Genomic DNA, 20,016 nt, shown 5'->3' with positions numbered 1-20,016 from the left:
CAAAAGACATGGGCGCAGCCCGTCCTTCAGGGGTGCGGGGAACCGCGCGACCAGCCACCGACAACCCGCCCAGCACAACCGGGCCGCAGGAATTCCTCACGCCACCTGGCATAGCGAAGGCCGGCCGGACACGTCCATAGGGGTGGGAGCGGGGAGAGCCCGCCGGGGAAGAGAAGGTGACGATGGATGCCCATGGGCACGAGCGGTTCCGGGAGTTCGTGGAGACCCGGTCGTCGGCGTTGCTGAAGACGGCGGTGCTGCTCAGCGGCGGGGACCGGCACGCGGCCGAGGACCTGTTGCAGAACGCGCTGATCAAGGCCGCCGGACGGTGGCAGCGGATCGACGAGCCGGAGGCGTACGTACGGCGGATTCTGTACCGGCAGCAGGTGAGCCGGTGGCGGCTGAAGTGGCGTCGGCGGGAACTGACGGTCGCCGAGCCGCCCGAGGGGACCGGTGGGAGTGACGCCTCCTCCGCGGCCGAGCTGCGGATCGTGATGCGCGGAGCGCTCGCGCGGCTCACCGCCCGGCAGCGGACCGTGCTCGTGCTGCGGTACTTCGAGGACCTGCCGGAGGCCGACGTGGCCCGGATCCTCGGCTGCTCGGTCGGGACCGTGCGGTCCACCACCCACCGCTCGCTGGCCCGGCTGCGCGCCCTCGCGCCCGAACTGGCGGCGCTGGGCCCGGCCGACGTCGAGCAGCAGCCGTCCCGTGACTACTCGCCCGTGGAGGTGCGTCCGTGAACGTCGATGAACTGGTACGTGACGTCTTCAGTGAGCAGGCCGAGGACAACGTGGCCGCGCCCCCGCACTTCGCCGACCGGATCCTGGCCGTCCGGCGGCGCCGGCGGACCCGTACGATCGCGTGCACCGCGGCCGTCACCGCCGCTGTGGTCGCCGCGGTGACCGTCCCGCTGCTGAACGGCGGCGGGGACGATGTCCGGCCCGCGAGCCGGACGAACAACAGCGACATCATCGGGCACCCCAACCAGTCGCCGCCGAAGGACCTGATCGCGGCGGGGGACACGGTGCTGGCTGCCTTCTCGGTCTACAAGAACGTCAAGCAGCCGGGCGGCGACGTGGTCCGCACCCGTACGTACGGGCTCCTCGACCAGAAGACGGGCAAGTACGAGAAGGTCAAGTGGGCCTTCCTGGACGTCGCGCCGGGCACACGCACCGCCGCCGTGCTGGAGGGCGAGCTGCCCGCCAAGCGCATCGGGCTGCTCGACATGATCAGCGGCAAGGTGGAGCGCTGGATCCCGATGGACCGGGGCGTCGCGGCAGTCTCCTTCTCGCCGGACGGCAAGAAGCTCGTCGCCACGACCTACGGCAAGAACCCCGACCGCGAGTTCGTCGACCACAAGTGGAGCGTCAACGGCAAGGAAGTTCCAGGACCCGTGCAGAGCCGGACCGGGTTCGCCGTCGTGGACCTGGACTCGGGCAAGGCGGACTGGCACAAGGCACCCGCAAAGGCGGACGAGTCCGGCTGGTTCGGCAACGCCCGCGAGGACTTCGGCTGGAGCCATGACGGCAAGCTCGTCTACTCGAACACCGTGACGAAGCCGTTCCGTGAGTACTACGACCTTGAGGGCCAGGAGACCGACGTGCCCGAAGGCGAGAAGTTCCTCACCTACTCCGAGGGGGGCCTCTCGCCGGACGGGAAGCTCGCGGCGGGGGACTTCGCGGGGAGTGGCGGCGAGATCGCCGTCGCGGTCAACGACGCGAAGACCGGGGAGCGCGTCGCCAAACTGCCGGCACAGCAGCTCCTCGCCTGGGCAGACGACAAGCGGCTCATCGCCTGGGGCTGCGACCCCGAGAGGTGCAGCGGCACAGGGGAGTTCCGCAACCAGTTGCTGTTGGTGACGATGGGCACCAACCAGGTGGTACCGCTGAGCGACTTCCGCAAGGCGAGCGCCGACTACCCGGGCCGCTGGATCCCAGAGTTCAGCACGCGCTGACCAGTTCGTCGTACACCGCCAGCAGCCCGTCGACCGTCTCCCGGTCGGCGGGCCGCAGCGGCGCCCGGACCGGTCCCGCGGGCAGGCCGAGGGCGCCGAGCAGCGCCTTCGCGGTGACCGTGCCGGGCAGGTCCGACGCCATCATCAACTCGACGAGGGCGATGGCCCGTTGCTGGCGTCGGGCGGCTCCGATGGTGTCTCCGGCGTCGAACGCGTCCAGGATTCCGCGGAGTTGGCGGGGCACGACGTTCGCCACCGTGCTGATGTATCCCGCGCCGCCCACCGCGTACAGGGCCAGTACGTACTCGTCGCAACCCGTGTAGTACGCCAAGTCCGTTCGGGCGATGACCTTCTGGGTGCCGAGCAGGTCATACGCGCAGTCCTTCACCGCCACGATCCGCGGATGCTCCGCGAGCCGCAGCATCGTCTCCGGCTCGATGCGGGTGCCGGTGCGGCCCGGGATGTCGTACAGCGCGAGCGGCAGCCCGGAGGCGTCCGCGATCGCCCGGAAGTGCGCCTCGACGGCGTCCTGCGGAGGCCTGCTGTAGTACGGCGTGACCACCAACAGGCCGTCGGCGCCCGCCTTTTCGGCCTCCAGCGCGAGCTCGGCGGTGTGGCGGGTGTCGGCGGTCCCGATGCCCGCCACGACCGCGGCACGGTCCCCGACCGCCTCGGCCACCGCCCGCACGAGCGCGGCCTTCTCAGCGTCCGTCGTGGTCGGGGACTCCCCGGTCGTCCCGGACAGCACCAGCCCGTCGCAGCCCTCGGAGACCAGCCGCTCGGCCAGCCGCTGCGCACCGTCCAGGTCGAGCAGCCCCTCGTCGGTGAAGGGCGTCACCATCGCGCAGAGGGCGCGGCCGAAGGGAGAAGTGCGGGTGCCGGTACCGGGGTGGGGTGAAGTGGTTGATGGAGTCATGGGGGTAGTGTCGGCACCCCGACCAAGAAGCTCTACTTAATTCTTCTTCTCCATACTATTAAGGATTACTACGGCGTCTCTCTCTGGGGGCGCTCTAGGCACTCGCCCCCGTTTGAGTCACCATGGCGAGGACGGTAGTTGGTCATGATCGGTCACGGGAGGCGTTATGAGGCTGGGTAAGGCGCTCGCCACCGGAGTCGCGGAGGAGCAGCCGCGCGTGGCGGAGGAAGAGCTCCGACTCCCCGAAGGGATCGAGGAGTTGGAGTCGGCGGTCGAAGAGGTTGCCGAAGAGGTTCCGGTCGCGCGATGAGGGTGCGGCTCCCCGAGGAACGTCCGGCGGAGCCGCCGACCGGATTCAAGATCGCCCACCCGATGCTGTCCCAGGACGGCACGCGGGCCGGGTTCACCGGTGTGTCGCTGGGCGGCGCGCTGCCGTACGGGGTGCTGGACGAGGCGCGCTGCGTCTACGGTCTGCGGCACCGGGCACCGCACCGCCGCTGCGACTGCGGCTTCCACTGCGTGCACGACCGCACGGCGGCGGAGGCGATGCTGTGCACCGCCGAGCACCGGGCCGCCGTACTCCTCGAAGTCACGGTCCTCGGCGCGTACATCCGTTTCGAGCAGGGCTTCCGGTACGCGCGGCAGCGGGTGCGTACCGCCACGGTCGGTCCCTGCGCGTGCGGCGCGGTCGCCGTGGCACTGGCCGACGCGGGGTGGGGCAGACCCGGCTGGCGAGGCCTCGCGGCCGCCTGCGCCGGCTGCGTACGTCGTCGTACGGCCGTGTCCCTGGCGACCTTCGCGCGGCTGGGCGGGGAAGGGCTGCGGGTGCGGGCCGGAGGCGGTGCCGGGCCGGCGGACGGCGCTGGAGTGTCCGAGGGGCTCGGGGTGTCCGAGCTCGTCGCCGAGGCGGCGCTGCTGCAGGCCCGGCTCGACTGGTTCCAGAGCCAGCTGGGTCGGCTAGGGGGCTTCTGATGGACCTCCGCGGCGTCGCGACGCCCGGCACGCCCCCACAGCCATAAGGGCGTGGGAGGTGCCCCCACTCGCCGCACCGGACGAAAGCCCAAGTAGCTCCTCCACCACGCTCGGCTTCGCTCGCGCGGGGGGACCCCCAGCGAGGACTTCCGCCCGGCACGCCGAGAGCACGCACCGAACGCCCCTCCTTCTTCCACGGAGGTCCATCAGAAGCCCCCTGCGGTCGCGGGGCCGGGCAGGGGTAGCGGCGGCCCGGCAGGGTACCCGGATGTCCCGAGACGAAGGGAGGCGGGACGCCGTGACCGGGACCATGGAACGGCGGCCGGACGAGCGGCACTCGGTGGGGGAACTCGTCGGACAGGCCACCGAACAGCTCTCCGAACTCGTACGACAGGAAGTGCGGCTCGCGAAGGAGGAGTTGGCGCAGAAGGGGCGGCGCGCGGGGCGCGGCGGCGGGCTGCTCGGCGCGGCCGGTGCCATCGCGTATGTGGGGCTGATGGCCCTGTCCGCCACCGCCGTGGCCGCGCTCTCCCTGGTGCTGGCCGTGTGGGCGTCGGCACTCATTGTCACGGCCGTGCTCTTCGTGGTCGCGGGCGTGCTGGCCAAGACCGGCCGTTCGCAGCTCGGCCGTGCCGCTCCGCCGCTGCCGGAGGAGACGCTCGGCAGCGTCCGGGCCGACGTGGAGGAGATCAAGGGAAGGGCGCATCGATGAAGGACAAGAAGGGCGCCGGGGCCACTGGCTCCGCCGCCGAGGCCGCCGAGGCCGCCGAGACCGCCGAGACCGCGCAGGCCGGCGGCGGAGCCAAGGGGCCGGAGGAGTTGCGGCGGCAGATCGAGGAGACCCGGGAGCAACTCGGGGACACCGTCGAGGAGTTGTCCGCCAAGACCGATGTTCGGGCCCGTGCGCGGGCCCGGGGCGCCGAGCTGAAGGGGAAGGCCTCCGAAGCCGGGCACACGGTCCAGGGCAAGGCGGCCCACGCCGGGCACGTCGTGCAGGACAAGGCCGTGGAGGCCGGGCACGTCGTGCAGGGGAAGGCCGTGGAGGCGGGGCATGTGGTCCAGGGCAAGGTGACTCAGACCGGGCACGTCGTGCAGAGCAAGGCGACGCGGGCCGGGCATGTCGTCCAGGACCGAGTGCCCCCGCCCGTGCGTACCGCCACGACCACGATCGTGCAGGCCGGGCTGCGGCACCCCCGGCCCGTGCTGATCGCCGGAGCGGGAGCGTTGGTCGCGGCGGAGGTGGTGCGCCGGCGGCGGCACAGCGGACACCGTTGAGCACCGCTGAGCGACACAACGGACGCCGCTGACACGGGGCGCCGACACCGGGCACGCGCACTGCTCACCGCCGAGCGCGGGCCGGTGTCATCGCCGAGCGCGGCGGGGCCGACTGTCCACCGGTCGGCCCCGCCGCGCTGTGTGTTGTGCTGGGCGGCGTCGCTAGTCGGGCCCGCCGCTAGTCGGGCCCGCCGCTCGTCGGGCGGGTCGTCGGATGGTGGGTCCGAGTCCACGATGTGCGCAGGCGTGCGGGCCACTTCCGGATGTCCCTCGGCTCCACGTACGGCTCCTCGGTCGCCGGAAGCCCGTCCGTGATCGCCCGCTCGCGCGCGAGCTCCGCGTCGAACTCCAGGCCGAGCAGGATCGCCAGGTTGGTGAGCCAGAGCCAGACCAGGAAGACGATGGCGCCCGCGAGGGTGCCGTACGTCTTGTTGTAAGAGCCGAAGTTGGCGGCGTACACCGCGAACCCCGCCGAGGCCAGCAGCCAGATCAGCGCGGCGAGCAGGCTGCCGGGACTCACCCAGCGGAAGCCGCGGCCGCGGACGTTGGGGGCCGCCCAGTAGAGCAGGGCGATCATCAGGACGACCAGCAGCACCAGGACAGGCCACTTGGCGATGTTCCACGCCGTGATCGTGGCGTCGCCCAGGCCGATCGCCGTGCCCGCGCGCTCGGCCAGCGGGCCCGTGAACACCACGATGAGCGCGCTCGCGGCGAGCATCAGCATGAGGACGACCGTCAGGGCGAGCCGCAGCGGGGTGAGCTTCCAGACCGGGCGGCCCTCCGGGAGGTCGTACACGGCGTTCGAGGTGCGGATGAACGCGGCGACATAGCCCGACGCGGACCAGACGGCCGCGAGGAGACCGACGATCGCCAGCACCCCGCCCGTGCCGCCGCTGTCGCTCAGCTGGACCACCGCGTCGCGCAGGATGTCGCGGGACGGGCCCGGGGCGAGGTCCTCGACGTTGTCGAGCAGCCTGTCCGTGACGTTGTCGCCGACCAGGCCAAGCAGCGACACCAGGACCAGGATCGCGGGGAACAGGGACAGGACGCCGTAATACGTCAACGCGGCGGCACGGTCGGAGAGTTCGTCGTCCTGGAACTCCTTCGCCGTGCGCCGCACCACCGCCCACCAGGAGCGCTTGGGCAACTCGGTGGGACTGTCCTTCTCCGAGAGAGGCCGGTTCAACGGCCGGTTCTCTTCCATGGCCCGGCGAGTTCCCCGAATGAGGGGGCGAACCCTGGGCGGGCGCGTACGTCTGGCTTGACCTGAAGCTCAGTTGAGGTCGGAGGGTGGATGTCGCACGTGTTGAGCAGTGATCACTGGAGGTTGTGATGACCCGTCGTACCGATGCGCACCCCGAACTGACCCGTCCCGGGGTCGGAGCCCCGTTCTTCAGCACATGGCGGGTGGGAACCCCGGAGCGGCAGAAGGCGACGGTCGAGGCGATCGCCGCCACCTGGGAGAGCAGGCCGTGGCCGAGCGAGGGGCTGCTCGGCTACTACGTCTACACCGGGCACGACGGCACGACCCTGCTGCACCACTCGCAGTGGAGAAGCGAGCAGGAGTACGAGGCGTTCCTGAAGGTCCACCGGCAGGAGCGGGTGGACGAGATCGACGTGGCCGTGCCCGGGATCGAGCGGGTGGGGCTCGGCCGGTACCGGCGGTACCGCAGTGCCGCGCGGGAGGCCGACACCCGGGGGCCGGGATGCATTGTGATCGTCGAGATCGAGTTCGAAGGACCGGACCCCGACCGGCAGCGGGCCTGGGTGGACGCGGTGTTCGAGGCTCTGGAGAGCGAGCCGAATCCGCGTCCGGGTGGGATCTCCGCCCACTTCCACCTGAGCACCGACGGCACGAAGGTCCTCAACTACGCCGAGTGGGAGAGCGCCCAGGCGCATATCGACGCGATGGCGGCGCCGGGCAGCGGCGTCGGATCGAGTACGCCGCAGTGGGAGCGCGTACAGACGTATCCCGGACTGAAGCAGTCCACGGAAGGCGTCAGCCGCTACTCGTACGCCTTGGGTCTCGTCCCCGAGTGAGCGTGGGGTCGACCTGGTAGGGCGACTCCTAGTCGACAACTGTCACCGACAATCTCACCGACAACTTCAGCCTTCTGGACAAAAAAAGTTTTCGGTGAGACGGTGGAGTCATGTTGGACGTGACCGTGATCGAGGACCCGGCGGCAGCCGCCGTCTCGCTGGACCCCATAAGGAGCCGGCTGCTGGCCGAGCTGGCGGTCGGCCCCGCGTCGGCCGCCATGCTGGCCGGCAAGGTCGGACTGCCCAGGCAGAAGGTGAACTACCACCTCAAGGCGCTGGAGCGGCACGGCCTGGTCGAGCTCGCGGGCGAGCGTCGCAAGGGCAATGTCACCGAGCGGCTGATGCGGGCCACGGCCGCGTCGTACGTCATCTCGCCGCTCGCGCTCGCCTCCGTGCAGCCCGACCCCGACCGCTTCCGGGACCAGCTCTCGGCCCGCTGGCTGCTCGCGCTCGGAGCCCGGCTCGTCCGGGACGTCGGCTCGCTCATCACGGGTGCCACGAAGGCCCGCAAGCGACTGGCGACGTACGCGCTCGACGGCGAGGTGCGCTTCGCCACGGCCGCCGACCGGGCCGCGTTCATCGAGGAACTGACGGCGGGCGTCAGCGGCCTGATCCGCAAGTACGACGCCGCCGGTGCCGAGGGCGGCCGCGACCACCGGATCGTCCTCGCCGTCCATCCCACGGTCAAACCCGAGACACCCTCAGCGGTGGCCGAACTCACCGAATGACACGCCCATTTGACGCGCAGGAGCACACCATGTCCAAGGAATTCGAGATCGCCCGCGAGTTCGAGGTCGACGCCACGCCGGAACAGGTGTGGGAGGCCATCACCAATGGCACCGGCGGCTGGCTGTGGCCGATGGAGGCCCCCGAGCCGCGCGAGGGCGGCACGGGTCCCTTCGGATCCACGATCACCACCTGGGACCCGCCGCATCGGTACACCAACCGTGTCGAGGACGTCGAGGGCATCTCCGAGCAGACCCTCAACCAGCTCGACTACACCGTCGAGCCGCGCGACGACGGCCGGCGCGCCTGGGTGCGGTACGTGCACAGTGGGATCTTCGTCGACGACTGGGACAACCAGTACGACGGAGCGGCCAAGCACACGGACTTCTACCTGCACACCCTGCGCGAGTATCTGACGCGGTTCGCGACCCGCCCGGTCGCCTTCGCCGCGTTCGACGGACCCGACGCCTCCAAGGCGTCCGACGCCTTCGCCGCCGTCGTTCGCGCGCTCGGCCTCCCGGACGACACCGCCGAGGGCGCGCGCGTCCAGGCCAGGGGCCCCGAGGGCCAACTCCTCGACGCCGTGGTCGACTTCCACAACCCCTACTTCGTCGGGCTGCGCACGGACGACGCGCTCATCCGCTTCTTCGGGCGCAACCACTGGGGAGCCCCGGTCGGCATGAGCATCCACGACTTCGCGCCCGGAGCCGACGCCAAGCGGAACGAACTCGCCTGGCAGGGCTGGCTGAACGAGACCTTCAGCTCCTGAGGACGTGACTGAGCCCGGCCCTTCGACGAGGGCCGGGCTCAGTCACGTACAGCCTCAGTGACGTACCGGAGTAACTACGGCCGGAACCGCAGCACCTGCGGGTCGTGGTCGCTGATCTGGTCGTTGAACTCCGAGTTGATGTGCACGCTGTCGTACGTGTAGTCGCAGTCCTTGCGGATCGACGGGCTGATCAGGATCTGGTCGAGGACCTGGCTGTTGCCCTGGAAGTCGTAGCTGTAACGCTCGCTCTTCGGCAGGGACTTGATGGCCGACCAGAGGGCGCCGTCGGCCTCCAGCAGCTTCGTCGTCTCCGAGAACTCGAAGTCGTTGATGTCGCCGAGCGTGACGACGTGCGCGCTCCTCTGCTTCGCCAGGATGTCCTTGACGAAGGCGTTCACGGCGGTCGCCTGGAGGTGGCGCTGGGTCTCCGAGCTGCGAGTCGGCGGCTGGAACTGCGAGTGCAACGCCTGGTCGCCGCCCTTCGACGCGAAGTGGTTCGCGATCACGAAGACCGACTTGCCGCGGAAGAGGAACTCGCCCGCGAGCGGCTTGCGGCTGTTCTTCCAGGCGTCGTTCGCCGGGTCGATACGGCCCGGGGAGACCGTCAGCTGCGCCTTGCCGTTCACCTTCGTGACGCCCGCGGCGGTCGCGGCGTCGCCGCCCGCGCGGTCGACGAAGGAGACACGGGCCGGGTTGTAGAGGAACACCTGGCGGATGTTGCCGCCCGGCTCGCCGCCGTCCGCGAGGTTCACCGGGTCGATGGACCGCCACGCGTACGCCGGGCCGCCCGCTGCCGTGATCGCGTCGACAAGCTTCTGCATCGTCTGGTCGGCGGCTACCGTGCCGTCGTTCTTCGAGCCGTTGTTGTCCTGGATCTCCTCCAGGGACACGATGTCGGGCGACTGCAGGTTGTCGACGATCGCGGCCGCGTGGTCGGCGAAGGAGCCGTCCGTCGGGTCGAGGTTCTCGACGTTGTACGTCGCCACCGCCAGCTCGCCCCGCGACTGCTCGCGGGCCGTCTCGCGCTTCAGGCCGCCGGCCTCGACCGTGCCCAGGGTGCGGGCGGTCAGCGTGTAGCCCCCGAACTGGTTGTAGTCGAGCGGGCCCTCGGTGGTGCCCTTCAGGGTGTCGCCGACGTTCGCCTTCGGGAACGGCTGCGTGGCGGTCGGGATCAGCGACTGGATCTGCAGCCGGCCGGTGTTCTGCGAGGTGTACGCGCCGTAGACGGTGCCGCCGCGGCGGTTCGCGTTCTCGTACGGCTTCACCGTCACCCAGAGCTCGGAGAACGGGTCGGTCGCGGTGACCACACGGGACGAGCCGATCGAGACGTTCATGCCCTCCAGCGACTCGTAGTAGTCGAGGGCGTACTTCCTCGGCTGCAGCGCGAGGCCGTTGACGGAGCCGCTCGCCGCGCTGTCGCCGCCGGGCGTGTAAGCGGCCGGTACGGAACGGCTGTTGACGACCGTGGCCGCCGGGAGCGCGTTCCCGCTCGACACCACCGTCACCGTCGGCTTGGTGATCTCGGTGATCGACTGGTTGCCGGACGAGGCGCCGCCCGGTACGAACTCCGCGACCGTGCCCGCGACGGTGACCGAGTCACCGACGGTGACCGTCGGCGTGGAACCGGTGAAGACGAAGACGCCTTCACTGGTGGCCGGGTTGTCGTCAGCGGACGGGCCCTGGATCCAGAAGCCCCGGGACGAACCGTAGGTCCGCACGCCCGTGACGATGCCGGTCACGTCCGTGACCTGCTGGCCCGCGAGCGGGGACGTCCGGGTGGGGCCCTGAACGTCATGGATGGCCACCGTGTCCGCTTCGGCGGGTGCGGTGAGCACCACGGCGGAGACGGTGGAACAGACGGCGGCGACGGTGAGCGCGGCTATGCGCTTCGAAGACTTGCTCGGCAACGGGATCCCTCCGGGGACGTGCGTGGGCGCCGGGACGAGGGTGGAGCGGTAAGCAGTGGGGGAGGCGCAACCGGTGAGGCGGTTGGTGACGTGTGTAGAAGCCGGTACGGGGGATTACCCGTGGGTTTCTACGCGCGTAAATCTCGTGTCTGGCCGGGGTAGTTGTCAAGGTTTCCCGGGTTAAGACTTCTGACAGGTTCATGAACCAGGCGGCATGGGGCCAAATCCGTCTAGGCTGAGGCTGCATTCACCGGGGCGGCCGGCGAGCGTTTCCCGGACGGCCCATGGACCACCTGCACGTCAGGTACATCCGGAATGTACGCCCGAATGTTCGTCCTAGGAGAACCAACCGATGTCAGACAGCTCCCCCCTGCCGCCGGTGCGCCTGCACTCCGAAGCGGAGCTCGCGCGGGACGCACTCGCCACGCCGCTCCTCTCCCGTGCCGTGCGGCTCGCCCGCTGGGCCGGTCCGGACACCCGCGTCGGGGCCGGTGGCGAACTCGTCGAGGAGCAACTGCCGGGGGCGGCCGCGGAACTCGGTCTCGAGGACGAGGACGCCGCGGCCTTCGCGAGCGAGGCCTGGCGAGTGGCCGTGGACACCGGGCTCGTCGAGATCGTGGACGAGGAGGAGGGCACCGTCGCCACGGGCGCTGACCTGGGACTCGTCGTCTCCGGGGCACCACAGGACGTACTGGGACTCTGGCTCGGCGCGCTGGAGACGGTCCTCGCGGACGCGAGCGTGCCCGACCTCGACGACATCGTGGGCGCCATGGACGAGGGCGGCGACATCGACTTCTCCGCACTGGACTGGGACCCCGAGGCGGAGGCCGAGTTCCTCGACGGAGTCCTCGGCAACCTCTACCTGCTGACCGCCAGCGAGGACGGACCCGGCGAGGGGCCGGTGCCGCTGCCGGCGCTCGCCGCCTCGATGATCGTGCCCGACAACATGGGGGAGCCCACCAACGACGTCCTGGAGCAGGTGTCGGACGCGATGATGCGGCTCGACGACCAGTTCCGGCTCCTGGAGCCGGTCGGGCTCGTCGACTTCCAGCCCGTCGACGAGGCGCTGATGGCCGACGCCGACGAGGAGCCCGCGGCACCGGTCGACGAGGCCGACGTCGCGCGGTACGGGCTGGTGCGGCTGACCCCGCTCGGGCTGTACGGGATCCGGGCACGGCTGCTGGAGGCCGGGTTCACCGCGCCCGCGGTGGGGGACCTCGCGGACAAGGGCGCGGACGTACTGCTCGACGGCACGTCCGCGTTTCCGCCGGCGGCCGCGCAGGCCGAGACCGAGCAGTGGCTCGCCCGGCGCGAACCCCTCGCCGCCGCGCGGGAGTTGCTCGCCGCGGCCCGCGGCTCCGACGTGGGGGCGCCGCTGCGGCGGCTGCTCTGCCAGCAGGCCCTGTCGCTGGTCGGCACGGAGGCCTCGCCGGCACTCCGTGAGGTGCTCGACGATCCCGAGCTGGGCGGCCTCGCACGGGTCTGGCTCACCGAGCGGGGCGCCCCGGACGTACCCGCGCCGTCCGAGGACATGGTCTTCTGGCTGACCGTCGACACGATCGCCGCGCAGCTCGCCGCCGAGGGCAACTCGGCGGAGCTGCAGGCTCTCGTGGAGGGGCTGGCGGCGCAGCACGGCAGTTTCTTCGCCGCGGCCTGGCGCGTCGACCACCCGGCCACGCCGGATGTCCTGGAGGCCATGGGGCGACTGCATCCTGACAAGAAGGTGGCCAAGGAGGCTCGTAAGGCGGCGTTCAAGGCGCGGTCGCAGCAAGGGGGTTGAGCGGGTTGAGCGGGCGGGGATCCACTCCTGGGTGACGGGGAGAGGGAACGGGGGTCAGTCGCTCTCCGACGCGGACTCGTCGCCCGCCTCGTCCTCGTGCCCTGCCTCCTCCTTGTTCCCCGCGTCCTCCTCGCCCTCGCCCTCGCCCTCGCCTTCGCCCTCCTCCTCGTCCTCGCCGATCGAGAGCACGCGTACGGGTACGCCCTCCAGCTCGTCAGGGATCACGTCCTCGGGGCGCAGCCGGTCGCGGGGCACCTTGTGGGCGACGAAGACGACGATCACGTCCTCGCCGGAGTCCTCGTCCCGGCCGCTGCCGACCCCGGTGACATTGGCCAGCGTCATCAGCCGGTCCTCATGGCGACGGCGTGCCTGACGTGCGTCCACTCCGGCTCGCCTCCCATGGGCTGTGCGGGTCGTTGTATGGAGATTATTCCGACCAGTAGTTCGGTGCGAGGGTTGTTGGGCTGTATGGGGTGTCGTCGGTCCGGAGGGGCGGAACTGGCCCGGATTCACGCCGGCGGGCCGGATTCACGCAAGCAGGCCCTGGAACGTCGGCCCGCGTTCAACCGGCGTTCAGTCGCGGGAGGGACGGTGTGGCCGAAAGCAGGGTCCGCCGCCCCCCGCGTCACGGTCACACTCCCCCGCCTCAGGAGATCAGCATGTCGCTCACCCGCAGGGACTTCGCCAGACGATCCGCGGTCACCGGTGCCGGTGTCGCCCTGATCGGCAGCGTCGGCGCCTTGGCCACCGCGCCGGGCGCCCTGGCGTCCCAGGACACCGAGACCACGGGTGACGACGCCGAGCGGCACGGCGGAGCCGTCGGCTACGGTCCGCTCCTGGCCGACCCCAAGGGCATCCTCGCGCTGCCCGCCGGGTTCTCGTACCGCGTCATCACCTACAGCGGGAAGACCAAGCTGGAGTCCGGCGAGAGCACCCCGTCCAACCACGACGGCACGGCCGCCTTCGCGGGTCCGCGCGGCACGACCCTGCTGGTCAACAACCACGAGCTCAAGGGTCCCCGCTCCAAGTGGACGTACCCGGTGCCGCTGGCCGAGGGCCTCGTCTACGACCCGGCCGCGTCCGGCGGCTGCACGGTCGTCGAGGTCCGCCCGGGCGGTGCGGTCGCCGAGTGGGTCGGCATCGCAGGCACCTCCACCAACTGCGCGGGCGGCAGCACCCCTTGGGGCACCTGGCTCACCTGCGAGGAGAACTCCGACCGGGCCGGCGAGAACGGCATGACCAAGGACCACGGCTACGTCTTCGAGGTCGACCCCGCCGACCGCCGTGCCAACCGGAACCCCAAGCCCCTGAAGTTCTTCGGGCGTTACGACCACGAGGCGGTCGTCATCGACCCCAAGCGCGGTCACGCCTACCTCACCGAGGACGACTCCGACCCCAACGGCCTGTTCTTCCGCTGGGTCCCGCCGCAGGGCTTCACCCACGGCCGCGGCAAGTTCCGTACCCTCGCCGACGACGCGGGTGTCCTCCAGGCCCCCAAGTGCTATGACTCCGGCGGCCGTTACGTCGACGACCTGTCCCGCGCCACGAAGATAGGCACCGTGTACGGCGTCGACTGGGTCGAGGTGCCCGACCGCGACGCCAAGACGGTCGCCGTGCGCGAGCAGTTCGACACCGGCGAGATCACCCGCGCCCGCAAGCTCGAGGGCATGTGGTGGGGCGACGGCGGCGCGTACATCGTCTCCTCGTACGCCCGTGACGAGAGCCCCGGCGCCGAGCACGACGGCCAGGTCTGGTTCTACGACCCCAAGCGCCGCACGCTGACCCTGAAGGTCCTCCTCGGCGTGAACCCCGACCCGTCTGTCGACGGCGCCTTCGACGGCCCCGACAACATCACCGTCTCCCCCTACGGCGGCCTCGTCCTCGCCGAGGACGGCGAGGGCATCTCGCACCTGTTCGGCGCGACCGACAGCGGCCGCACGTACCCCATCGCCCGCAACGACCTCAACGTCGGCACCGAAGAGGAGCCGGAGTACAGCGAGTTCGCCGGTGTCACCTTCTCGCCCGACGGAAAGACGCTGTACGCCAATATCCAGAAGCCGGGCATCCTGCTCGCGATCACCGGTCCCTGGCAGCGCCAGATGCGCGGCTGAACCACCCGCCGCCGCACGGTAATTAATTCGCTCGCTCACCCCGCGGTCGCCTCCTAGAGTAATGAACGTCCAGGTGCGAAGGCAGGACCTACTTCCACTGATAATGGGGCGGCCGCGGGTTCGAGTCCCGCCACCGGTACAACGCGCCGGTGTAGCTCAGGGGTTAGAGCACCTACGTCGGTTCCGCCGGCCTTGAACTCTGGACACCACAACTTCATGCACCTCCCGGTGCGCCGGCTGCGGCTACTTCTCTTCCAAAGAATCCAGGCCGCCGCCGATTTGATCTCGGGAGGCGCAGCAAATGGTGTGTGCCCGGTGCGCAGGCAGCGGATACTTCGGGACTTGATGGGAAACCGTGCGGGTTCGAACCCCGTCGTCGGCTTCGGCCGATGTGGCGGAACTGGAAAGACGCGTCAAGTGATAAGCCCGTCGCCGACCCCTGACCTCGGGCACGCTCCTTTTGCTGCGCCTCCCTCCGAAATGCGAACGAATTCGGGGGAATTCATCATGGCGCGATTCAACACCAAGTCCGCGAAGGCCCAGGGCACTTCGCGTGTGACGTCGACCGGACGCGTTCTGCGTACGTACGAGGGCGGCCGCGGTCAGGAGCGGGACCCGCGCTCCGAGCTCTTTCTGCTGTCGATCGCGAACTTCGTCGCGCAGAAGACCTTCTACGAGACCGGCGCCGCCCGTGACGACCGGTTCGCGGCACTCGTCCGTCGGCTCGCCGTCAGTGACCCGTCGTGGACCGCGGACCTGCTCCACTGGCTGCGCGGCGAGGGCAACATGCGGACCGCGTCGATCGTGGGCGCCGCCGAGTACGTCAAGGCGCGCCTCGACGCGGGTGCCACGGACGGCCCGCCGAACCGGCAGGTCGTCGCCTCCGTGCTGCGGCGCCCGGACGAGCCCGGCGAGCTGCTCGCGTACTGGACCGCGCTGTACGGCCGCAACGTGCCCAAGCCCGTCAAGCGGGGCATCGCCGACGCCGTACGCCGGCTCTACAGCGGCAAGTCGCTGCTGAAGTACGACACGGCGTCCAAGGGCTACCGCTTCGGCGACATCCTCAACCTCGTGCACGCGGCTCCGGACCCGGACAAGCCGTGGCAGGGCGAGCTGTTCCGGTACGCACTCGACCGCCGGCACAACCCGGACACCGCCGAGCCGCCCGCGTCGAACCGGGTGCTCACCGCGCACCGCGAGCTGATGGCCCTGCCGGTCGCGGAGCGGCGGGCCGTCGTGACCGCGGCGGACGGAGCCGAGCGGCTCGCGGCGGCGGGCATCACCTGGGAGGCGCTGGCCGGCTGGCTGCAGGGGCCGATGGACAAGGCGGCCTGGGAGGCCGTGATCCCGTCCATGGGCGGGATGGCATTGACTCGCAACCTGCGGAACTTCGACGAGGCGGGGGTCTCGGACGAGGTGGCGGCACAGGTCGCCACGAAGATCAGCGACCCGGCGGAGGTGGCGCGCTCGCGGCAGTTCCCGTTCCGCTACCTCGCCGCGTACCAGCACGCGCCGTCGCTGCGCTGGTCGTACCCGCTGGAGCAGGCGCTCGGTCACTCGCTGGCCAACGTGCCCGCGCTGCCCGGCCGGACGCTGGTGCTCGTCGACCGCTCGGGCTCGATGTTCTACTCCCGCATGTCCGACCGCTCGGAGCTCAACCGGGCCGACGCGGCGGCGATCTTCGGCACGGCGCTCGCGCTGCGGGCGGCCGACGCGGATCTGGTGGAGTTCGGCACGAGCAGCGCACGGGTGAAGTTCCGCAAGGGCGAGTCCGTACTGAAGGTGCTGGAGCGGTTCGGCGACCTCGGTGGCACCGACACCACCGAGGCCGTGCGCCGGCACTACAAGAAGCACGACCGTGTGCTGATCGTGACGGACGAGCAGGCCACGTACAGCCACTACGGCGACCCGACCGAGCAGGTTCCGGCGCACGTCCCGGTCTACACATGGAACCTGGCGGGCTACCGGGCGGGCCACGGCCCGTCCGGGAAGGGAAACAGGCATGTGTTCGGCGGGCTCTCGGACGCGGCCTTCCGGATGGTGCCCCTGCTGGAGTCGGCACGGGACGCCGACTGGCCGTGGGCCGCTTGAGGGACGGTAAGGGTGTGGCCCGCACTTCGGTGCGGGCTACACCCTTGTGCGGGACCGGCTCTGACATCTAACATTTCAGTTGTGGAGGCGATACGACCCGTGCGCCGGACCCTGCTCAGGGACCGGGCGTACGAAGCGATCAGGGACGCCATCGTGGCCGGTGACATCGAACCGGGTGCGGCGGTGCGCGACGCCGAGCTCGCCGAGCGGCTCGGACTTTCCCGGGCGCCCGTGCGCGAGGCCTTCGCGCGGCTCGTCGACGAGGGGCTGCTGGAGAGCAAACCGCAGAGCTATACGCGGGTGACTCCTGTGGTGGCCGCCGAGGTGCGGGACGCGGCAGCCGTGGTCGGGGCCATGCACGAACTGGCCGCACGGACCGCCGTGCCCCGGCTGCGCGGCGCGGACGTCGACGCGATGCGTTCGGCCAACGAGCGGTTCGCGCACGCCGTCCGCACCGGCGACGTGGACGCCGCCCTGCGCGCCGACGACGAACTGCACGACGTCCTCGTGCGGGTGAGCGGCAATCGCGCGGCCGCCGCCACCATCGCCCGCTACACCCCGCTCATCCGCCGCCTGGAGCGGCGCCGCTTCGGCGAGGGCGGCAACTGCCGTTCCGCCGGCCTGCACGGGCAGCTGATCGAGGCCTGCGCGGACGGTGACGTGGACAACGCGGTCCGTGTCACCGCGGAGATCTGGCGCGCTCTGGAAGAGCTCGCCGACGTTCCCTGACCCGGGAGGACCCATGTCCCTTTCCCCGTCCGTTTCCCCGTCCCTTTCCTCGTACGAGCGTTACCCCCTCCTCTTCGGCTTCTCGCCCGTGCACCCGCTGGAGCGGCTCACCCAGCACCTCGGCGGGGCCTCCCTCTGGGCCAAGCGCGAGGACTGCAACTCCGGTGTCGCGTACGGAGGCAACAAGACCCGCAAGCTGGAGTACCTGGTCGCCGACGCCCTCGCGCAGGGCTGCGACACGCTCGTCTCCATCGGCGGTGTGCAGTCCAACCACACCCGGCAGGTCGCGGCCGTCGCCGCCCGCGCCGGGCTCAAGTGCGTGCTTGTGCAGGAGAGTTGGGTGGAGTGGCCCGACTCCGTGTACGACAAGGTCGGCAACATCCTGATCAGTCGGCTCGCGGGCGCCGATGTGCGGCTCGTACGGGCCGGATTCGGGATCGGCTTCAAGGAGAGCTGGGAGCAGGCGCTGCGGGAGGTCGAAGAGGCGGGCGGCAAGCCGTACGCCATCCCCGCGGGCGCCTCCGACCATCCGCTCGGCGGGCTCGGCTTCGCCGGGTGGGCGTACGAAGTCGCCGAGCAGGAGCAGGACTTGGGTGTCTTCTTCGACACCGTGGTCGTGTGCTCCGTCACCGGTTCGACCCAGGCGGGCATGGTCGCCGGGTTCGCCGCCCTGGAGGAAGCGGGCGGGCGGCCGCGGCGGGTTCTCGGGATCGACGCGTCGGCGGCGCCGGCCCGCACCCGCGAGCAGATCGCGCGGATCGCCCAGGGCACGGGTCAACTCATCGGCGTCAAGCGGGAGTTGGACGAGTCGGATGTCGAGCTGGACGATCGGTACCACGCGGGCACGTACGGCATCCCGGACGAGACCACGCTGGAGGCGATGCGGCTCGCCGCGCGGACCGAGGGGATGGTCACGGACCCCGTGTACGAGGGGAAGTCCATGGCCGGGATGGTCGATCTCGTGGCGCGCGGCGAGATCGGGCCCGACTCGACCGTGCTGTACGCCCACCTGGGCGGGCAGCCCGCACTGAACGCCTACAGCGCGCTCTTCTGATCCTGAGCCCGCGGTTGGTGGGTGGCGGCCGCGGGCCGCCGCCCACCGGCCCGCGGAAGGCCCACGGGCCAGGGAGCCGGCGGCCGTTACAGTGCCTGGGCCGAGGGCTTCACCATGCCGCGGACCGTGCGGGACTTGACGAAGTTGCCCAGGGCCGTCATCTCCCACTCTCCGGAGAACTGCTTGATCAGCTTGGCCATCATCACGCCGGTCTGAGGCTCCGCGCCGGTGAGGTCGAAGCGGACCAGTTCCTCGCCCGTGGCGGCGTCGAGGAGGCGGCAGTAGGCCTTGGCGACCTCCGTGAACTTCTGGCCGGAGAAGGAGTTCACCGTGAAGACCAGGCCGGTGACCTCCTGGGGGAGGCGACCGAGGTCCACGACGATCACCTCGTCGTCACCGCCGCCCTCGCCCGTGAGGTTGTCGCCGGAGTGCTTGATCGCGCCGTTCACGATCGAGAGCTTGCCGAAGTAGCAGCTGTCGATGTGGTTGCGGTTCGGCCCGTACGCGATGACCGACGCGTCCAGGTCGATGTCCTTGCCCCGGAACGCCGGCTCCCAGCCGAGGCCCATCTTGACCTGGGAGAGGAACGGGCGGCCGCCCTTGACCAGGGACACGGTCTGGTTCTTCTGGAGGCTCACCCGGCCCTTGTCGAGGTTGATCTTCCCGGCGCCGGGCGCCGGAGGTGCCGGTGCCGCCGGGGGCGCGGCCGGGGCCGAGGGTGTGGTGAGAGGCGGGGCGGGGGGTGTCACCGGCGTCTGCATCGTGGGCGCGGGCGGCGCGACCGGGGCGGCCTGTGCCGGGGCAGCCGGCTCCTCCACCGACACACCGAAGTCCGTGGCGATGCCCGCCAGGCCGTTCGAGTACCCCTGGCCCACCGCGCGGGCCTTCCATGCGCCGTTGCGCAGGTACACCTCCACGATCACCAGGGCCGTCTCCGAGCCCAGCTGCGGGGGTGTGAAGGTGGCCAGCACCGCGTTGTCGTCCGCGTTGCGGATCGTTGCCGTCGGCTCGATACCCTGGAAGGTCTGGCCCGGGGCGTCCGGGCTCGCCGTGACGACGATCTTCTCGATGCCCGGGGGCACGGCGGTCGTGTCGACCACGATCGCGTCCGGGGACGTGCCGCCGCCCGAGCGGTACGTCACGCCGGGGCCGGCCGGCTGGTTGTAGAAGATGAAATCGTCATCGGAGCGCACCTTGCCGTCGGCGGTGAGCAGCAGGCTCGATACGTCGAGCCTCACCGGGGCGGCGACGTCCACCGTCACGCGGGTGACGGGCAGAGGGATGTTCGAGCCGGGGGTCATAGCTGTCATGCCCGGTGAACGAGCGGACCCGCTTTGCCGTTCCCTTACCTGGCGGCCAATCGGGTCATTGGGTCAGCGGCTGTTGCGGGGGTGGTTGCGGGCGGTGCGCTCGTTGCCCCGCTTGTAGTTTCCGGTCCAGCGGGCCATGACCAGCTGGGGGTCGCCCGATTCCACTTCCGTGAGGAACTGGGCGGCTCGGGGGCCGCGGAGGGTGGTTGCGGGGCGGGTGTTGTGGGTGATGGTCACGGTGTCGTCGGAGTGGTGTTCGTAGGTGAAGCCTTGGGGGCGGGGCATGGGGGGATGTTAAGGGGGTGCGGGTGGGTCGCCCCAAGGGTTTTTCGCCCCCGCCGCCCCTACCCGTCCCATCCTTCTGGGGCTCCGCCCCAGACCC

At 70.6% G+C, this 20,016-nt stretch carries 20 protein-coding genes; 14 read left to right on the top strand and 6 right to left on the bottom strand.

Annotated elements, in window-relative coordinates; translation table 11 throughout:
* Positions 1-182: 182 nt before the first annotated feature.
* Together ACTWQR_RS53095 and ACTWQR_RS53090 are read left to right on the top strand one after the other, a co-directional pair.
* The gene (locus ACTWQR_RS53095; protein ID WP_443234561.1) at positions 183-740 is read left to right on the top strand and encodes a SigE family RNA polymerase sigma factor; all 558 of its coding nucleotides are present in this window, start codon (positions 183-185) and stop codon (positions 738-740) included.
* A complete protein-coding gene (locus tag ACTWQR_RS53090) occupies positions 737-1,954 on the top strand; it encodes a WD40 repeat domain-containing protein (protein ID WP_443234560.1) in 1,218 nt (405 codons plus the stop codon). The genes ACTWQR_RS53095 and ACTWQR_RS53090 overlap by 4 nt, the downstream gene beginning before the upstream one ends.
* On the opposite strand, the gene dapA is transcribed toward ACTWQR_RS53090, so the two are convergent.
* Positions 1,941-2,870 (bottom strand): 4-hydroxy-tetrahydrodipicolinate synthase, encoded by a 930-nt coding sequence (gene dapA, locus ACTWQR_RS53085; protein WP_443234559.1) that lies wholly within the window; start codon positions 2,868-2,870, stop codon positions 1,941-1,943. The two genes, ACTWQR_RS53090 and dapA, sit on opposite strands and share 14 nt — an antisense overlap.
* 166 nt (positions 2,871-3,036) lie before the next feature.
* Between dapA and ACTWQR_RS53080 the strand changes: the two genes are divergently transcribed.
* From ACTWQR_RS53080 to ACTWQR_RS53065, 4 genes are all read left to right on the top strand, one after another.
* The gene (locus tag ACTWQR_RS53080) at positions 3,037-3,180 is read left to right on the top strand and encodes a hypothetical protein (protein ID WP_443234558.1); all 144 of its coding nucleotides are present in this window, start codon (positions 3,037-3,039) and stop codon (positions 3,178-3,180) included.
* Positions 3,177-3,842, top strand: a complete 666-nt coding sequence (locus ACTWQR_RS53075; RefSeq protein ID WP_443234557.1) for a hypothetical protein — start codon at positions 3,177-3,179, stop codon at positions 3,840-3,842. The genes ACTWQR_RS53080 and ACTWQR_RS53075 overlap by 4 nt, the downstream gene beginning before the upstream one ends.
* 298 nt (positions 3,843-4,140) lie before the next feature.
* Positions 4,141-4,554: a phage holin family protein gene (locus tag ACTWQR_RS53070; RefSeq protein WP_443234556.1), complete on the top strand. Its 414-nt coding sequence runs from the start codon at positions 4,141-4,143 to the stop codon at positions 4,552-4,554.
* Positions 4,551-5,117 (top strand): DUF3618 domain-containing protein, encoded by a 567-nt coding sequence (locus ACTWQR_RS53065; protein ID WP_443234555.1) that lies wholly within the window; start codon positions 4,551-4,553, stop codon positions 5,115-5,117. Before ACTWQR_RS53070 ends, ACTWQR_RS53065 begins: the two co-directional genes overlap by 4 nt.
* A 178-nt stretch (positions 5,118-5,295) precedes the next feature.
* Here the strand turns inward: ACTWQR_RS53065 and ACTWQR_RS53060 are convergent, their stop codons facing one another.
* Positions 5,296-6,321, bottom strand: coding sequence for a YihY/virulence factor BrkB family protein (locus tag ACTWQR_RS53060; protein ID WP_443234554.1), 1,026 nt, complete (start codon positions 6,319-6,321; stop codon positions 5,296-5,298).
* Between the two features lie 128 nt (positions 6,322-6,449).
* Between ACTWQR_RS53060 and ACTWQR_RS53055 the strand changes: the two genes are divergently transcribed.
* From ACTWQR_RS53055 to ACTWQR_RS53045, 3 genes are all read left to right on the top strand, one after another.
* The gene (locus tag ACTWQR_RS53055; protein ID WP_443234553.1) at positions 6,450-7,157 is read left to right on the top strand and encodes an antibiotic biosynthesis monooxygenase; all 708 of its coding nucleotides are present in this window, start codon (positions 6,450-6,452) and stop codon (positions 7,155-7,157) included.
* 110 nt (positions 7,158-7,267) lie between these two features.
* On the top strand, positions 7,268-7,885 hold the full coding sequence (locus tag ACTWQR_RS53050; RefSeq protein WP_443234552.1) for an ArsR/SmtB family transcription factor: 618 nt from the start codon (positions 7,268-7,270) through the stop codon (positions 7,883-7,885).
* Between the two features lie 29 nt (positions 7,886-7,914).
* Complete coding sequence (locus tag ACTWQR_RS53045; RefSeq protein ID WP_443234551.1) at positions 7,915-8,652, top strand: SRPBCC family protein; 738 nt, start codon at positions 7,915-7,917, stop codon at positions 8,650-8,652.
* 74 nt (positions 8,653-8,726) lie between these two features.
* Here the strand turns inward: ACTWQR_RS53045 and ACTWQR_RS53040 are convergent, their stop codons facing one another.
* Positions 8,727-10,559 carry an endonuclease/exonuclease/phosphatase family protein gene (locus ACTWQR_RS53040; RefSeq protein WP_443234550.1) on the bottom strand — a complete coding sequence of 611 codons (1,833 nt, stop codon included), beginning with the start codon at positions 10,557-10,559 and terminating at the stop codon, positions 8,727-8,729.
* Positions 10,560-10,911: 352 nt separating this feature from the next.
* Between ACTWQR_RS53040 and ACTWQR_RS53035 the strand changes: the two genes are divergently transcribed.
* Positions 10,912-12,339 carry a hypothetical protein gene (locus tag ACTWQR_RS53035; protein WP_443234549.1) on the top strand — a complete coding sequence of 476 codons (1,428 nt, stop codon included), beginning with the start codon at positions 10,912-10,914 and terminating at the stop codon, positions 12,337-12,339.
* Positions 12,340-12,393: 54 nt separating this feature from the next.
* Here the strand turns inward: ACTWQR_RS53035 and ACTWQR_RS53030 are convergent, their stop codons facing one another.
* Complete coding sequence (locus tag ACTWQR_RS53030) at positions 12,394-12,681, bottom strand: hypothetical protein (RefSeq protein ID WP_443234548.1); 288 nt, start codon at positions 12,679-12,681, stop codon at positions 12,394-12,396.
* A gap of 317 nt (positions 12,682-12,998) precedes the next feature.
* On the opposite strand from ACTWQR_RS53030, the gene ACTWQR_RS53025 reads away from it, so the two are divergent.
* The 4 genes from ACTWQR_RS53025 (at position 12,999) to ACTWQR_RS53010 (ending at position 18,324) form a co-directional block, all read left to right on the top strand.
* Entirely contained in the window at positions 12,999-14,450 is a 1,452-nt protein-coding gene (locus tag ACTWQR_RS53025; RefSeq protein ID WP_443234547.1) for an alkaline phosphatase PhoX, read from the top strand.
* Positions 14,451-14,957: 507 nt separating this feature from the next.
* Positions 14,958-16,541, top strand: a complete 1,584-nt coding sequence (locus tag ACTWQR_RS53020; protein WP_443234546.1) for a TROVE domain-containing protein — start codon at positions 14,958-14,960, stop codon at positions 16,539-16,541.
* Positions 16,542-16,622: 81 nt separating this feature from the next.
* Positions 16,623-17,270, top strand: coding sequence for a GntR family transcriptional regulator (locus tag ACTWQR_RS53015; RefSeq protein WP_443234545.1), 648 nt, complete (start codon positions 16,623-16,625; stop codon positions 17,268-17,270).
* Positions 17,271-17,283: 13 nt separating this feature from the next.
* Entirely contained in the window at positions 17,284-18,324 is a 1,041-nt protein-coding gene (locus tag ACTWQR_RS53010; RefSeq protein WP_443234544.1) for a 1-aminocyclopropane-1-carboxylate deaminase, read from the top strand.
* A gap of 86 nt (positions 18,325-18,410) precedes the next feature.
* Here the strand turns inward: ACTWQR_RS53010 and ACTWQR_RS53005 are convergent, their stop codons facing one another.
* Together ACTWQR_RS53005 and ACTWQR_RS53000 are read right to left on the bottom strand one after the other, a co-directional pair.
* Positions 18,411-19,625, bottom strand: a complete 1,215-nt coding sequence (locus tag ACTWQR_RS53005) for a TerD family protein (protein ID WP_443234562.1) — start codon at positions 19,623-19,625, stop codon at positions 18,411-18,413.
* Between the two features lie 72 nt (positions 19,626-19,697).
* On the bottom strand, positions 19,698-19,919 hold the full coding sequence (locus ACTWQR_RS53000; protein WP_443234543.1) for a hypothetical protein: 222 nt from the start codon (positions 19,917-19,919) through the stop codon (positions 19,698-19,700).
* Between the last annotated feature and the right edge of the window lie 97 nt (positions 19,920-20,016).

It is taken from the genome of Streptomyces sp. 2A115 (genome assembly GCF_052245575.1).
Lineage (GTDB): Bacteria > Actinomycetota > Actinomycetes > Streptomycetales > Streptomycetaceae > Streptomyces.
The sequence above is the reverse complement of the archived record's forward strand: the minus strand, read 5'-3'. Positions and strand labels throughout refer to the sequence as shown.

Bases quoted from the DNA above. Each gene is read 5' to 3' on its own strand.
- ACTWQR_RS53095 (WP_443234561.1), top strand. From the start codon at position 183: ATGGATGCCCATGGGCACGAGCGGTTCCGGGAGTTCGTGGAGACCCGG.
- dapA (WP_443234559.1), bottom strand. From the start codon at position 2,870: ATGACTCCATCAACCACTTCACCCCACCCCGGTACCGGCACCCGCACT.
- ACTWQR_RS53080 (WP_443234558.1), top strand. From the start codon at position 3,037: ATGAGGCTGGGTAAGGCGCTCGCCACCGGAGTCGCGGAGGAGCAGCCG.
- ACTWQR_RS53075 (WP_443234557.1), top strand. From the start codon at position 3,177: ATGAGGGTGCGGCTCCCCGAGGAACGTCCGGCGGAGCCGCCGACCGGA.
- ACTWQR_RS53065 (WP_443234555.1), top strand. From the start codon at position 4,551: ATGAAGGACAAGAAGGGCGCCGGGGCCACTGGCTCCGCCGCCGAGGCC.
- ACTWQR_RS53060 (WP_443234554.1), bottom strand. From the start codon at position 6,321: ATGGAAGAGAACCGGCCGTTGAACCGGCCTCTCTCGGAGAAGGACAGT.
- ACTWQR_RS53055 (WP_443234553.1), top strand. From the start codon at position 6,450: ATGACCCGTCGTACCGATGCGCACCCCGAACTGACCCGTCCCGGGGTC.
- ACTWQR_RS53050 (WP_443234552.1), top strand. From the start codon at position 7,268: ATGTTGGACGTGACCGTGATCGAGGACCCGGCGGCAGCCGCCGTCTCG.
- ACTWQR_RS53045 (WP_443234551.1), top strand. From the start codon at position 7,915: ATGTCCAAGGAATTCGAGATCGCCCGCGAGTTCGAGGTCGACGCCACG.
- ACTWQR_RS53035 (WP_443234549.1), top strand. From the start codon at position 10,912: ATGTCAGACAGCTCCCCCCTGCCGCCGGTGCGCCTGCACTCCGAAGCG.
- ACTWQR_RS53030 (WP_443234548.1), bottom strand. From the start codon at position 12,681: ATGACGCTGGCCAATGTCACCGGGGTCGGCAGCGGCCGGGACGAGGAC.
- ACTWQR_RS53025 (WP_443234547.1), top strand. From the start codon at position 12,999: ATGTCGCTCACCCGCAGGGACTTCGCCAGACGATCCGCGGTCACCGGT.
- ACTWQR_RS53020 (WP_443234546.1), top strand. From the start codon at position 14,958: ATGGCGCGATTCAACACCAAGTCCGCGAAGGCCCAGGGCACTTCGCGT.
- ACTWQR_RS53010 (WP_443234544.1), top strand. From the start codon at position 17,284: ATGTCCCTTTCCCCGTCCGTTTCCCCGTCCCTTTCCTCGTACGAGCGT.
- ACTWQR_RS53005 (WP_443234562.1), bottom strand. From the start codon at position 19,625: ATGACCCCCGGCTCGAACATCCCTCTGCCCGTCACCCGCGTGACGGTG.
- ACTWQR_RS53000 (WP_443234543.1), bottom strand. From the start codon at position 19,919: ATGCCCCGCCCCCAAGGCTTCACCTACGAACACCACTCCGACGACACC.